The organism is Sedimentitalea xiamensis, from assembly GCF_030164465.1.
GTDB lineage: Bacteria > Pseudomonadota > Alphaproteobacteria > Rhodobacterales > Rhodobacteraceae > Sedimentitalea > Sedimentitalea xiamensis.
The window spans coordinates 30,945-44,501 of sequence record NZ_JASNJE010000035.1 but is presented as its reverse complement, the minus strand read 5'-3'; the positions used below and the strand labels follow the sequence as shown (position 1 = coordinate 44,501).

Below are 13,557 nucleotides of genomic sequence, written 5' to 3'. Positions count from 1 at the left end.
GGACGTTTACGGAGTTGTTCAGCGCGCTCGGAAGGATATGCGACCTGTTCACTCCCGACGAATGCATGAACTACTTTCGCGCTGCAGGATATGCGCCAGGTTAATCCCGAAATGCTTTAGTCGCCCAGTTTCGCGTGGACTTCGTCCAGATCGATTTCCCCGACCGGCATCTTGTTGGACGGGTCCTGGACATCGTACTTGAACAGTTCGAAATCGCGCTTGTAGATTTCATAGACGAGATGCATCGACAGGTCGTCGAAATACGCCTGGACGGGATGCGCGCGCTTCGGCCCGTGCCCTTCGCTTTCGTTGAACCTGGGGATCGCTTTCAGATCGACAGGCTTTGGGGTCCGCGTCGCCGCGAGCACCTTGGCCATCCCATCGTCAAAGCGTTCCGTCCAGAAGATATCGTCATAGGTGCCGCCGTTCCGGATGAAGGTCCCTATGTGGCCGGACATGGACGACCAGTGGATGTCGGGATCCATCGGCTTGCGCCAGCGGATCGTGTCCCGCGCGAAGAGAAGAAACCGCCGGAATGACCTGATCTGGTCGAAATCCTGTTTTCCGTCCTCTCCGCCGACTTCGACCCCATAGTTTGCGACCAGCATCGGGACGAGATTGCCACGATAGCGTTTGCCGTTGCGCTGCATCCCGCAGATCTTGTCAAAGAAGGAACTGAGTATGCGCGCGTAGGGATTGCGCACGCAAGTGAACGCATAGGATCGGTGTTCGGTCACATTTCGGCTGATCGGACCCTGACTCGCCTCCTGCGCCCATTTGTGAAGACCCGACTCCGCATCGTGGATATCGCCGTCGAAAAACGCCCCGTGATCGGAATAGTACATGATCTGGCCAATGGTCGAGCAGGCGCATTTTGGCACCACGCGATAGACCATGCTTTCGGATTCCGTCATCCAGATTCCGGGAAATCCCATGTGCTCCGCCCCTTCGGCCTGTCTTGCCCTGATCCGGCTTCGGACCCGTTGAAGCCCAGAAAGCAAACAATTCGGGTTTATTCAATTCGTCTTCATCTTTATCAGGATAAACATTTAACAAAGCATGGGCGTATCTTACTCGAAATGGCGAAAATCGCGTATATCCTGTTGTGCCACAAGGATCCCGACGCGATCATTCGGCAAGCGGAATGGCTGACGGACGCGGGCGATTGCCTTTCGATCCATTTCGATGCCCGCGCCCGGTCGGGGGACTACCTGAAGATCCGGACCGCGCTGGCGAACAATCCCAACGTCGTTTTCTCCGACAAACGGGTCAAATGCGGCTGGGGCGAATGGTCCCTGGTGCAGGCGACCCTGAACGCGGTTCAGACCGCGCTCGAGACATTTCCCCGCGCGACGCATTTCTACATGCTGTCCGGCGACTGCATGCCGATCAAGACAGCCGAGTTCGCGCGCCGGTATCTGGATTCGCACGACGCTGATTTCGTCGAAAGTTTCGATTTCTTTCAGAGCGATTGGATCAAGACCGGGTTGAAGGACGACCGCCTGGTCTTTCGCCACCTGTTCAATGAGCGCAAGCACAAGGCGCTTTTCTATGCATCGGTCGACATGCAGCGCCGGCTGGGACTGCGGCGGCCGGTTCCGCCTGACATCAAGGTGCAGATCGGCAGCCAGTGGTGGTGCCTCAGGCGCAGGACGATCGAGGCCATTCTTGACTTCTGCGACGCCCGCCGCGATGTGATCCGGTTCTTCCGGACCACATGGATTCCGGACGAAACATTTTTCCAGACGCTCGTGCGCCATCTGGTTCCGGAACCCGAGATCGAAACGCGCTCCCTGACGTTCCTGTTGTTCACGGATTACGGCATGCCGGTCACGTTCTACAACGACCACCATGACCTGCTGCTCGGTCAGAATTTCCTGTTCGCACGCAAGATCAGTTCCGAAGCGGCCGAACTGAAGGAACGCCTCGGGCGGCTGTATGCGCAACAGGATATCTCGTTCCAGATCAGCAACGAAGGGCGCAAGCTCTACGAATTCCTGTCCGGACGGGGGCGCGTAGGCGAACGGTTCGCGCCGCGTTTCTGGGAAACCGAGTCTTCGCTGGGCCGCGAACGCGAACTCATGATCGTGGTCTGCAAGAAATGGCACGTGGCGAAACGCCTTCTGGACCGGATCCGGAAGGTGACGAACCTGCCCGCCATTTCCTACCTGTTCAACGAGGAAGACACCCCGCTTCCGGATCTTGGCGGCATCCAGTCATCGCTCAGGAAACGCACCCGGCATCGGCGTGCCCTGATGCGGATGCTGTTTGACCATTTCGAGACTGATCGCCTCATCGTCTGCATGGACCCCGGCAATCTCGACCTGATGCAGGATTTCCAGGCGGACCAGTCGGAAACGCGCATTCTGGAAATGAACTGCCGCTTCGCCGACGATTACCTGATCGGACATGCGCGGCGCGTCGGACTCGCCGGCGACCAAACCAGCGCCGCGACTCTGGAACGGCTGCTGCCCGCCATCCGCAACGACATCCTTGGTGAAAGCGACCGCATCCGCGACGCCGGTTTTTCACGATACGGGCGGATTTCCGAAACCGACGACCCGCACCGGAGCGCCGAGGCATTGCGGAATTTTCTCGGCATTTCCCGGGAACAGGCCCTGAAGATCGCCTCGATGGAAAATCTCTTCGCCGATTGAACCGGGCCTTGCGTCACGGGGAATCCGGCTTGTTCCGGTTGAACCAGGCCCAGAGGACACTGCCGGAATAGGCCAGGTTGAGCACGATCAGAGTGGCCCAGGTGCGCGTCAGTAGACCGGCGGCCAGAAACGCGAATCCAAGCAGCAGATACTTGACGTTTTTCCGCGACACCCGCGTTTTCTTGAAGGAATAGGTCGGGATCCTGCTGATCATCAGGAACCCGATGCAGATCATGTAGATCCCGACCAGCGCGGGCGGGATGAAATCGGGATCGTCGACCAGGAACGACAGGAGCATGGGCAGGAGAACAAGGAACGCCCCCGCCGGCGCGGGAACGCCGACGAAGCGGTCGGGCTGTTGCCCGGAGATTTCCGATTTGCTGTCGATGTTGAAGCGGGCAAGCCGCATCACGCAACTGATCGCGAACATCAGCACCGCGATCCACCCGGCGCTGTTTGTCCCCTGCAACCCCCAAGCATAGAGCACCAGCGCCGGGGTTACGCCGAAGTTCACGAAATCCGCAAGGGAATCCAGTTCCGCACCCATCGCGGATTCCGATTTCAAGAGCCGCGCCAGTCTGCCGTCCAGACCATCCAGAATGCCCGCCACCAGAACCATGATGACGGCTGCCTTGAACTGGCCTTCAAAGCCGAACCGGATGGCGGACATGCCGGCGCAGATGGCCGCGATGGTCACAATGTTCGGAAGAAGCGAAACGATCGGCAGATCTGCGCGGTGGGGCTGGCGATCGTCGGACATGGGTCAGCCCGTTCGCCCGGCGCGCGCCGTCTCGGCCGACGTCAAATCGGCCAGCACCGTTTCACCGGCGACCATGGTCTGGCCGACGCTGACCATAGGGGCGACACCGTCCGGCAGGTAGACATCCAGCCGCGATCCGAAGCGGATCAGCCCAAACCGTTCTCCGGTCATCAGCGGATCGCCCTTCTGCACGAAACAAACGATGCGCCGCGCCACCAGGCCCGCGATCTGCACCACCGCGACCTGACGCCCGTCCGCCATACGGATGCTCAGGCTGTTGCGTTCGTTGTCGGAACTGGCCTTGTCCAGCGACGCGTTGAAGAACTTGCCCGGACGATAGGCGACCGCCGCGACTTCACCGGCGACCGGCGCCCGGTTCACGTGACAGTTGAACACGTTCATGAAAACGCTGACCCGCGTCAGCGGTTCGTCCGGCAGCCCCAGTTCGGCAGGAGGGACCGCCGGTTCGATCAGCGAAACCACGCCATCCGCCGGGCTGACGATCAGCCCGTCCCGGATCGGCGTGGTTCGCTTCGGGTCCCTGAAAAAGTAGTAGCACCAGACGGTAAGGCCCACACCGATCCAGCCGAGCTCGTCGGAAATCAGGAACAGCAACGCCGCGACCACCGCAAAAATGGCGACAAAACGGATGCCTTCGCGGTGCATCGGCTTGATAAAGGTTCCAAGCATGGTCATGTGCGGTCATCTCGCCTTCGGGGATATGCAGTTGTCCTAGCCCGGACACATGGCGGGGATCAACGGGATAATCCGAGCGCGGCGCAATGGCGCCGCGGTTCGCGCGGGCCATTCATCGGCCCAGCCAGCGGCGAAATCGCCCGCTCTTTTCGGCAATCGCATCGCCGGTCGCTTCCATGCTGTCGCCGATGTCTTCGAGCACGGGATCGATACGCGCCTGACGGAAGCGTCTCCAACGCACCCAGATCGCCCAGAAGAGCGCCGCCAACACTGTCAGGAACACGATATTGAACCAGGGGATCAGACGCGTGTCCGGGTCCGCGATCGGGCGGACGCTGACCGCATTGGGGAAGATCGAAATGAATTCGTTGCGCCATCCATAGTGCCGGATCACCACCCATTTGGGGTTCTCGGCGGTCGACTTCAGATCGGACGCCTCAGCCTGCAGGTTCGAACTGTTGACCTTGAAATAGGGCGGCCAGCTCCAGCCGGTGTCTTCGTTTCGATAGACCATCACCTTGCCGTTCTTCAGCCGCGACTGGATGAAAAAGACGTCCCGGCCGGTCACGGTGGTGCTGCCGCCGATATCGTGCTGCGCCCAGAACAGGCTGTTCTCGCCGTCCAGATCCACGCGTTTCTCGTAGGTGTCGGTGATGCGGCCGATGTCCCGCTGCGGCAGCGTGTAATGCAGGACCGCCCCCAGCAAACCCCAGAACAGAAGGATGAACGCCCATTTTACGTAGACCATCGGTCCGTCCTCACATGAAATTCGTTACGTAGACCAGGATCGCAATCATCGCCAGCGGAACCACGTAGACCCCGAGGATCAGTTTGCGCCGGAACGACCCGTCGTATTTCTTCAGCCCACGCCGCACGAAGGCTTCGCGATCGCCGGTCATTCCCTTTCGATCCCAATGCGCCTCGAGTTTGCCGCGCCGCACGGACCGAGAATACAGAGACAGCGCAACGTAGACAATCGTCAGAACGATCATCAGCATGAACATGAGACGCAGGAATGCCACCATGTCTAGTGCCTCGCGGACGTATCCCGGGATAGGGTCCTTCGGGCACTATGTGTCACTGCGCGAGCCGCTCTACAAGACTGCGGGCCGAAACGGTTCCGATCCGCCCGCCTTCGCCCGTCACGTCCAGCAGCGCCCCATCGCCCCGCAACTGGCCCATGAGGGTGCGGACCGGCGTTTCGGCCTCGACCTCGGCCGTCGCGCCGGCGACGGCGGGTCCCATCACGTCGCGCGCGGTCAGAACGCCCAGCGGGTTCATGTTCGCGACGAAATCCGCCACATAGTCGGATACCGGGTTCGAAAAAATGTCCCGTGGCGTCCCGCATTGCACGATCCGCCCACCTTCCATGATGGCGATCCGCCCGCCCAGCTTGAAGGCTTCGTCGAGATCGTGGCTGACAAAGATGATGGTGCGCCGGATGTCCCGTTGCAGATCGAGCAATTCATTCTGGAGCCGGGTGCGGATCAGCGGGTCCAGGGCCGAGAAGGGTTCATCCATCAGGAGAATCGGCGCATCGGTCGCAAAGGCCCGCGCCAGTCCAACGCGTTGCTGCATGCCGCCGGACAGGTCGCCCACCCTGCAATGGCCCCAATCCTTCAGTCCGACCTTCGCCAGTTGTTCGTCGGCACGGCGCGCCTGTTCAGCGCGCGGCAGACCGGACAGTTCCAGCCCCAGCGCCACGTTGGCCCGCACACTGCGCCAGGGCAGCAGGCCGAACTGCTGGAACACCATCGACACGCGGGTCTGGCGGACATGCCGCAGGGTCGCGGCATCGGCGCCCGTGACATCGATCATCCGTGTCCCGTCGCTGACCCGCACCTGCCCGCGCACCAGCGGGTTCAACCCGTTGACCGCGCGCAGAAGGGTCGATTTGCCGGACCCGGACAGGCCCATAAGGACAAGGATCTCGCCTTCGGCCACGTCCAGCGAACAGTCGTGCACCCCGAGGATCTGGCCGGTCGCTTCCTGCACTTCGGCGCGGCTTTGACCGGCATCCATCAGGGGAAGCGCCCGGTCGGGGTGATCGCCGAATACGATATTGACCCTGTCGAATTCGACCGCGTTCCTCATTTCCGGTGCACCCGCAGCATCCGGTCGAGCATGATCGCAACGACCACGATGATCAGCCCGCTCTCGAAACCCAGCCCGGTGTTCACCTGGTTGAGGGCGCGCACCACCGGCACACCCAGCCCGTCGGCCCCCACGAGCGCCGCGATCACGACCATCGACAGGGACAGCATGATGGTCTGGTTCAGCCCGGCCATGATCTGCGGCAGCGCATAGGGCAGTTCGATCTTCCAGAGCGTTTGCGACGGCTTCGCCCCAAAGGCTTCGGCGGCTTCCAGAAGGTCCTTGGGGGTGGACGATATCCCGAGCTGGGTCAGCCGGATCGGGGCCGGCAGAACGAAGATCACCGTCGCGATCAGTCCGGGCACCATGCCGATCCCGAAGAACACGATGGCCGGGATCAGGTAGACAAAGGTCGGCAGCGTCTGCATGAGATCCAGAACCGGCGCGACCGCCCGGTAGAGCCGCGGCCGATGCGCGACGGCGATACCGATGGGCACGCCCGCACCCATGCAGACGACGCAGGCCGACAGGACGAGCGTCAGGCTCTCCGTGGTTTCTTCCCAATAGCCCTGGTTGAGGATGAACAGGAATCCCAGGACCACCAGCGCGACGATCTTCCAGCTGCGCTGGATCAGCCAGGTCAAGGCCGCGAAGGCCGCCACCACGATCAGGGGATGCGGCGTTTGCAGCACCCAGAGAATGGCATCGATCAGCGATTCCATTCCCAGCGCCAGCCCATCGAAGAACCATGCACCGTTGGTCTGCAACCAGTCGAAACCGGTCTCGGCCAAATCGTCGATCGGCAGTTTGTGGTCGGTCAGCCAGTTCATGTCGCTCTATCGGTGGGCCGCGCCTGCGTGATCGGGCCGGCTGGCGGAAAAATCCGGGCGCGACGCTGGGCGCCACACCCGGCCGCGATCAGTCCAGCAAGGCCTTGCTGGCCCGCGCGAATGCGTCGTCATTGCCCTCGGCATCCTTCACGCCGTCCAGCCAGGCCTTGAGCGCTTCCGGATTGGCCTTGATCCATTCGGCGGCGGCTTCATCCGGCTTCTTGCCGCCATCCAGAATCGCGCCCATGATCTGGTTTTCCATCGCCAGCGTGAATTCGAGGTTCGTCAGCAGCTTGCCCACATTCGGGCACTCTTCGACATATCCGGCACGGGTGTTGGTCATGACCGTCGCGCCGCCGAGGTCCGGGCCAAAGAAGTCGTCCCCGCCTTCCAGGTAGGTCAAGGTGAAATTCGCGTTCATCGGATGCGGTTCCCAGCCGAGGAACACGATCGGTTCTCCGCGCTTGTCGGCGCGGGCCACCTGCGCCAGCATCCCCTGTTCGGAGCTTTCCACCACCTCGAACCCTTCGAGTCCAAAGGCGTTGCCGTCGATCATCGACTGGATCAGGCGGTTTCCGTCATTGCCCGGCTCGATCCCGTAGATCTTGCCATCCAGCGCGTCCGCATGCGCGGCGATGTCCGCGAAATTGCCGATCCCGAGGTCGGCGGCGGCCCGGTTGACCGCCAGGGTATATTTCGCGCCTTCCAGATTGGTGCGCACCGTGTCCACGGTTTTCGCGTCGCGGTAGGGGGCGATGTCGGCTTCCATCGTCGGCATCCAGTTGCCGAGGAACACGTCGATATCGCCCGCGGCCATCGACGTGTAGGTGACGGGAACCGACAGGATCTTGATATCCGTGTCATAGCCCAACGCATCCAGTATCACGGTGGTGACGGCCGTGGTGGCGGTGATGTCGGTCCAGCCGACATCCGAGAAAGTGACTTCGTCGCAATTCGCCATGGCCATTCCGGCGCCAAGACCGATCACGACCGCCGCTTTGCCAAACAAGTTAATCATCTGGAATTCCCCCTGTTTTCGTTCGTTTCTGACGCCGGATAAGACGGCGTTGCGCGGCAATTTGCAACCTGTCTCTGGTTCTTCCGCGACGGGGGCTTCGCTTTGGGCGGGAAACGCGGGCGCTGGTCAGGACGTTTTTGCCGCCTGTTCCAGTTTCTCCAGCAAGGCCTTGTCACGCGAACCGCCCCTGTCGGCGGAACTGGCCATCAGGCCAAAGATGCGCAATGCGGTGGAAACCGGGCGGACACGACCGCGCGGCGTCCAGGCCTCGGCCCCTCGGTCCAGCATGGACTGGCGGCGCCGGACGATCTCTTCCGAATCGACCAGCAGTTCGATCGTCCGGTCCGGCACCGAAATCGCGACCTCGTCGCCTTCCTCGATCAAGGCGATCAGCCCGCCCGATGCGGCCTCGGGCGAGATGTGGCCGATAGACAGGCCCGAAGTCGCGCCCGAAAAACGCCCGTCGGTGATCAACGCGACCTTGTCGCCCAATCCGCGCGCCTTGATGAGACCGGTGGGAGTCAGCATCTCCTGCATACCGGGACCGCCGCGCGGCCCTTCATAGCGGATCACGACGCAGTCGCCGGGCAATATCCGATCCGACGTGATCGCGGCAATGCAATCATCCTTGCTTTCGAATACACGGGCGCGGCCCCTGAACTCGAAGAGGTTGGCGGGAACGCCCGCGGATTTCACAATACAGCTGTCCGGGGCGATGTTTCCATATAGCACCGTAAGCCCGCCGGTGTCGCTGAATGCATGGTCGACATCACGGATGACACCGCTTTCTCGATCCAGGTCGAGTTCGGAAAACCGCATCTCCTGACTGAACGGGCGCATGGTCCTTACGCCGCCCGGTCCCGCGCGGTAGAACCGGTGCGCCGCGTCGCTCCCGGTCGCCGTGATATCCCAGTCGTCGATCGCCGCGCCGATCGTCGGCGCATAGGCCGCGGGATTATCCGCGTTGAGCAGGCCCGCCCGTTTCAGACCGCCCATCACCGCCATCACACCGCCCGCACGGTGCATATCCTCCACAAAGACTTCATGGGCGCTTGGCGACACCTTGCAGAGGCAGGGCGTCGAATTCGAAATGCGGTTGAAATCCTCGACCGTCCAGGCGACCCCCGCTTCCTGCGCCGCGGCCAGAAGGTGCAGGATCGTATTGGTCGATCCGCCAATCGCCATGGAGACACGCGCGGCGTTCTCGAAACCTTCCCGCGAACAGATGGCGCGCGGCAGGACCCCTTCGTTCCCGTCGCGATAGTGGTCGTGCGCCATGCCTACGATCCGGCGCGCGGCGTCGCGGAACAGGCGTTCCCGGTCCTTGTGCGTGGCGAGCACCGTGCCGTTTCCGGGCAGGGCCAGGCCGAAGGCTTCCGTCAGGCAGTTCATCGAATTCGCGGTTCCCATCAGGGCGCAGGAACCGCAGGTCGGGCATGCCGCCTCCTGCATGGCCTCGATTTCGGATTCGGTGGCGGTCGGGTCGCCCATGACCAGCAGCGTATCGATCGCATCGACGCGAAGATCGGCGCCGCGGAAATTGATCTTGCCGGACTCCATGGGCCCGCCGGATACGAAGATCGTCGGAATATTCAACCTCAGCGCCGCCATCAGCATGCCGGGTGTGATCTTGTCGCAATTCGACAGGCAGATCAGCGCGTCCGCCGCATGCGCGTTGCACATGTATTCCACCGCGTCGGCGATATTGTCGCGCGACGGCAGCGAATACATCATGCCGTCGTGACCCATGGCGATGCCGTCATCGACGGCGATGGTATTGAACTCCTTGGGAACGCCACCGGCGGCCGTTATCTCCTCGGCGACCATCGGGGCGACGTCGCGCAGATGAACATGGCCGGGCACGAATTGCGTGAACGAATTGGCAATCGCGATGATGGGTTTGCCGAAGTCATCCGGTCCGGTGCCGGTCGCCCGCCATAGCGCCCGAGCCCCGGTATTGAGCACGCCTTTCGTCACGACGTCGGAACGGAGTTTCATGTGGTCTCTCCCCGTCAGGCGGCCACGGCCGGGCTGGCCGCAATCTTGGTTCTCAGGGCCTTGCGGCGCTTTTCGACCTCGGCGGCGTGGCGTTCGCGAACATGGCCGTAGCCACGGATATGTTCCGGCAGGGCCAGCAGGTCCGCAAGCTCGGTTGCCTTGTCGCGCGACAGATGGGCAAGGGCGAAATCGATATCCGCCTCGTAATCGGCGAGCAGCCGCCGCGCCAGAATCGCCTCTTCGCTGTTGCGGAACGGATCGAGCATGGTGCCGCGGAGACCCCGCAACCGGTTCATCAGGCCGAAGAACCGCAGGGCCTTCTTGCCGCTCACCGCGCCCTTGACCATTCTGCCGGTCTTTTCGTCGCGACCGCCATAGGGCCAGGCCCCGAAATAGAACGTCAACTCTGGCGTGCCTTCGAAGGTTTCGGCGAGCGAATTGCGGAAACCGGGCTTGGAATACAGGCGCGCGACCTCCCACTCGTCCTTCACCGCGAGCAACTTGTAATAATAGCGCGCCACCGCCACGGTCAGTTCTTCGCCAAGCCCGGCCGCCTGCGAAGCGCTGCGGACACCGGCCACCATGTCCCTGTACCGGCGCGCCAGCCTGTCGCCGTCATAGGCGATCAGTTCGCCCGAACGGTGGTCGACCAGTTCGTCCAGCGACTTTTCGCGGCGGGCACCCAGATCGACCGGCTCTTCCGATCCGCGCAGCATCGCCGCTACGGCGTCGGGGTCGGCGATCGCCAGCCGCCCGAGATCGAAGGCGCGGCGGTTCTCGGCCGGCTTGACGCCGTTGAGGTCGATGGCCCGCATCAGCGCCTCGTGCGACAGCGGCAATCCTCCCTGCTGCCAGGACGCCCCGACCAGCAACATGTTGGCGAAGACCGAGTCGCCCAGAAGCCGTGTCGCGAGCCGCTGCGCGTCCAGCCCCCTGGCGCGGTCGCCGAGGAGCCGGGTCAGACGGGACAGTTGTTCGTCGCCGTTCAACTGCCAGTCCGGGTTCTTGGCGAAATCCGACGTCGGCACCACGGTCGTGTCCGTCACCGCCACCGCCTCGTCGATGTCCAGCTTGCCAAGCGTCTCGTCCCCGGCGGCGACGACCAGATCGCATCCGATCAGCGCATCGGCTTCGCCGGTGGCGATCCGGGTCGCGGCCATGTCGGCCGGGGTGCGGGCCATCTTGATGTGAGAATGAACCGCACCGTATTTCTGCGCCAGTCCGGTGATGTCGAGGTTCGAACTGAACCAGCCATCCACATGCGCCGCCACCGCGAGGGTCTGACCGACAGTCACGACGCCGGCGCCGCCGATACCGGACACCAGAACCGCCCAGGACCGGTCAACCGGTCGCCAGGCCGGCGCCGGAAGATGGCTGGCATCGATCACGATATCGACCGATTCGGGCTTGCGGGGACGCACCCCGGAGACGGTGACGAAACTGGGGCAGAACCCTTCGACACAGGAAAAATCCTTGTTGCAGGACGATTGGTTGATCTTGCGCTTGCGCCCGAACTCGGTTTCCAGCGGCTCGATGGCCATGCAGCCGGACACGGTGGAACAATCGCCGCAGCCTTCGCAAACCTCGGGGTTGATGAACACGCGCTTGTCCGGATCGGCCCATTTGCCGCGCTTGCGCAGGCGGCGGCGTTCGGTGGCGCAGGGCTGGTCGTAGACGATCGCCGTCACACCTGTCCGCTCGCGCATCTGGCGCTGCACCAGATCCATCTCGGTGCGCGGATGCAGGCTGACACCGGCCGGAAGCGCGCTTTCGGCATATTTCTCGGGTTCATCCGCGACCAGGGCGATGGCGCCGACGCCTTCGGCCTGCAACTGCGCGATCATCTTCAGCGGGTCAATTTCGCCATCGACAGGCTGGCCGCCGGTCATCGACACGAACCCGTTGTGCAGCAGTTTGTAGGTGATGTTGGCCTTCGCCGCGACCGCGGCCCGGATCGCCATGATCCCGGAATGGAAATAGGTTCCGTCGCCCATGTTGGCGAAAACGTGCTTTTCGTCGGTGAAATGGAACTGGCCCAGCCAGGCCGCGCCTTCCCCTCCCATCTGCGTGATCGAGTTGGTTTTCATCGGATCCCGGAACACGGCCATCGTATGGCAGCCGATCCCGGCCAGCGCGCGGCTGCCGTCCGGCACCTGGGTCGACCGCCCGTGCGGACAGCCCGCGCAGAACGACGGCAACCGCAAGGCCCCGCCCGACATGCCGGCCCCGGACGGGCGGTTGGGCAGCGACAGGTTCGATGCCGGGTCCAGATCGGTGATGACGCGCGTGAGAACCGACCGGATCCGGCCGGGATCGAACTCTCCGAAATTGGCAAAGGCGACCTCGGACGCGTCATGGGCGTAGACCTGCGAGCCAAAGGTCTTTCCGACGATACGGGGGGCGTTCGGGCGTCCGTACAGATGACTGCGGATCTGGTCTTCGAGCAGCGGGCGCTTTTCTTCCACCACGACGATGGTGTCCAGCCCTTCGGCAAAACGGCGCAGGATGTCGTCGTCCAGCGGCCAGACCGCGCCAACCTTCAGCAACCGGATGCCGACGCCGCCCAGCGCGTCGTCATTCAGCCCCATTTCGTTCAGGGCCTGGTTCAGATCCTGCCACGCCTTGCCGGCAGCAACGATGCCGACGCGGGCCGTCCCGGAGCCGGACAGGCGGTTCAGACCGTTGGCGCGGATATAGGCCAGCGCCCGCGCGATGCGCATGTCGTACAAGAGCCGTTCCTGTTCAAGGATCGGCGTGAAGGGCGTGATGCCGGGGGCCTTGGGCGCATCGGGCTGGATGATCACCGGCGAATCCGGGGAAACGAAGACAGATCCGCCGCCTTCGACCACATCGGTGACAAGCTTCATGCCCGCCAGACAGCCTGCGAACCGGCTGAGAGCAATGCCGTGCAAGCCGAAATCCAGCACCTCCTGGGCATTGGCAGGGGCCAGAAGCGGAATGCCGGAGGACATGAAATTGTAATCCGAATAACAGGCGACCGTGGACGATTTCGCGCCGTGATCGTCGCCCACCAGCAACAGCGAACCGCCCTTGGGATTGGTGCCGGCAAAGTTCGCGTGGCGGATCGGATCCATCGCCCTGTCCATGCCCGGCGCCTTGCCATACCAGATGGAAAATACCCCTTCGACCGTCGCGCCGGGGAACAGGCCGACCATCTGGCTGCCCCAGGTCGCGGTCGCCGCCATGTCTTCGTTCAGGCCCGGCTGGAAGACGATGTTGTTCTCTTTCAGCTCTTGCGCGGCCATCCAGAGTTCCATGTCGTAGCGCCCTATGGGCGAGCCGCGATAGCCGGAGATATAGCCGCCGGTGTTCAGCCCCGCCGCGGCGTCGCGCTTGCGCTGCTGGATCGGCAGGCGCACGAGCGCCTGCATACCGGTCATGTAGACCCAGCCCTCGGATTTGGCGATACGGTCCGAAAGTTCGAAATCGAGCCGTTTGGTTTCTGGATGATCAAGCATGCGTAGGTCCTGTTTCCGGGCCGGA

11 protein-coding genes are annotated in these 13,557 nt (G+C 62.8%); 1 reads left to right on the top strand and 10 read right to left on the bottom strand.

Annotated features, from left to right (window positions below; all coding sequences use genetic code 11):
* Positions 1 to 116: 116 nt before the first annotated feature.
* Entirely contained in the window at positions 117 to 935 is an 819-nt protein-coding gene (locus QO034_RS19950; protein WP_284487290.1) for a sulfotransferase family protein, read from the bottom strand.
* Positions 936 to 1,079: 144 nt separating this feature from the next.
* Between QO034_RS19950 and QO034_RS19945 the strand changes: the two genes are divergently transcribed.
* Positions 1,080 to 2,657 (top strand): DUF5928 domain-containing protein, encoded by a 1,578-nt coding sequence (locus QO034_RS19945; RefSeq protein ID WP_284487289.1) that lies wholly within the window; start codon positions 1,080 to 1,082, stop codon positions 2,655 to 2,657.
* A gap of 13 nt (positions 2,658 to 2,670) precedes the next feature.
* On the opposite strand, the gene pssA is transcribed toward QO034_RS19945, so the two are convergent.
* From pssA to QO034_RS19900, 9 genes are all read right to left on the bottom strand, one after another.
* Positions 2,671 to 3,417, bottom strand: a complete 747-nt coding sequence (gene pssA / locus QO034_RS19940; protein ID WP_284487288.1) for a CDP-diacylglycerol--serine O-phosphatidyltransferase — start codon at positions 3,415 to 3,417, stop codon at positions 2,671 to 2,673.
* Between the two features lie 3 nt (positions 3,418 to 3,420).
* Positions 3,421 to 4,113: a phosphatidylserine decarboxylase gene (locus QO034_RS19935; protein WP_284487287.1), complete on the bottom strand. Its 693-nt coding sequence runs from the start codon at positions 4,111 to 4,113 to the stop codon at positions 3,421 to 3,423.
* A gap of 112 nt (positions 4,114 to 4,225) precedes the next feature.
* Positions 4,226 to 4,861, bottom strand: a complete 636-nt coding sequence (locus QO034_RS19930) for a DUF1523 family protein (RefSeq protein ID WP_284487286.1) — start codon at positions 4,859 to 4,861, stop codon at positions 4,226 to 4,228.
* A gap of 10 nt (positions 4,862 to 4,871) precedes the next feature.
* Positions 4,872 to 5,138, bottom strand: a complete 267-nt coding sequence (locus tag QO034_RS19925) for a hypothetical protein (RefSeq protein WP_284487285.1) — start codon at positions 5,136 to 5,138, stop codon at positions 4,872 to 4,874.
* A 52-nt stretch (positions 5,139 to 5,190) separates the two neighbouring features.
* On the bottom strand, positions 5,191 to 6,207 hold the full coding sequence (choV, locus tag QO034_RS19920; protein ID WP_284487284.1) for a choline ABC transporter ATP-binding protein: 1,017 nt from the start codon (positions 6,205 to 6,207) through the stop codon (positions 5,191 to 5,193).
* Positions 6,204 to 7,037 (bottom strand): choline ABC transporter permease subunit, encoded by an 834-nt coding sequence (gene choW / locus QO034_RS19915; protein WP_284487283.1) that lies wholly within the window; start codon positions 7,035 to 7,037, stop codon positions 6,204 to 6,206. Before choW ends, choV begins: the two co-directional genes overlap by 4 nt.
* A gap of 88 nt (positions 7,038 to 7,125) precedes the next feature.
* Positions 7,126 to 8,055 carry a choline ABC transporter substrate-binding protein gene (choX, locus tag QO034_RS19910; RefSeq protein WP_284487282.1) on the bottom strand — a complete coding sequence of 310 codons (930 nt, stop codon included), beginning with the start codon at positions 8,053 to 8,055 and terminating at the stop codon, positions 7,126 to 7,128.
* A 126-nt stretch (positions 8,056 to 8,181) separates the two neighbouring features.
* Complete coding sequence (gene ilvD, locus QO034_RS19905; RefSeq protein ID WP_284487281.1) at positions 8,182 to 10,053, bottom strand: dihydroxy-acid dehydratase; 1,872 nt, start codon at positions 10,051 to 10,053, stop codon at positions 8,182 to 8,184.
* 14 nt (positions 10,054 to 10,067) lie between these two features.
* Complete coding sequence (locus QO034_RS19900) at positions 10,068 to 13,532, bottom strand: indolepyruvate ferredoxin oxidoreductase family protein (protein WP_284487280.1); 3,465 nt, start codon at positions 13,530 to 13,532, stop codon at positions 10,068 to 10,070.
* Positions 13,533 to 13,557 lie beyond the last annotated feature (25 nt).

Bases quoted from the DNA above. Each gene is read 5' to 3' on its own strand.
- QO034_RS19950 (WP_284487290.1), bottom strand. From the start codon at position 935: ATGGGATTTCCCGGAATCTGGATGACGGAATCCGAAAGCATGGTCTAT.
- QO034_RS19945 (WP_284487289.1), top strand. From the start codon at position 1,080: ATGGCGAAAATCGCGTATATCCTGTTGTGCCACAAGGATCCCGACGCG.
- pssA (WP_284487288.1), bottom strand. From the start codon at position 3,417: ATGTCCGACGATCGCCAGCCCCACCGCGCAGATCTGCCGATCGTTTCG.
- QO034_RS19935 (WP_284487287.1), bottom strand. From the start codon at position 4,113: ATGACCATGCTTGGAACCTTTATCAAGCCGATGCACCGCGAAGGCATC.
- QO034_RS19930 (WP_284487286.1), bottom strand. From the start codon at position 4,861: ATGGTCTACGTAAAATGGGCGTTCATCCTTCTGTTCTGGGGTTTGCTG.
- QO034_RS19925 (WP_284487285.1), bottom strand. From the start codon at position 5,138: ATGGTGGCATTCCTGCGTCTCATGTTCATGCTGATGATCGTTCTGACG.
- choV (WP_284487284.1), bottom strand. From the start codon at position 6,207: ATGAGGAACGCGGTCGAATTCGACAGGGTCAATATCGTATTCGGCGAT.
- choW (WP_284487283.1), bottom strand. From the start codon at position 7,037: ATGAACTGGCTGACCGACCACAAACTGCCGATCGACGATTTGGCCGAG.
- choX (WP_284487282.1), bottom strand. From the start codon at position 8,055: ATGATTAACTTGTTTGGCAAAGCGGCGGTCGTGATCGGTCTTGGCGCC.
- ilvD (WP_284487281.1), bottom strand. From the start codon at position 10,053: ATGAAACTCCGTTCCGACGTCGTGACGAAAGGCGTGCTCAATACCGGG.
- QO034_RS19900 (WP_284487280.1), bottom strand. From the start codon at position 13,532: ATGCTTGATCATCCAGAAACCAAACGGCTCGATTTCGAACTTTCGGAC.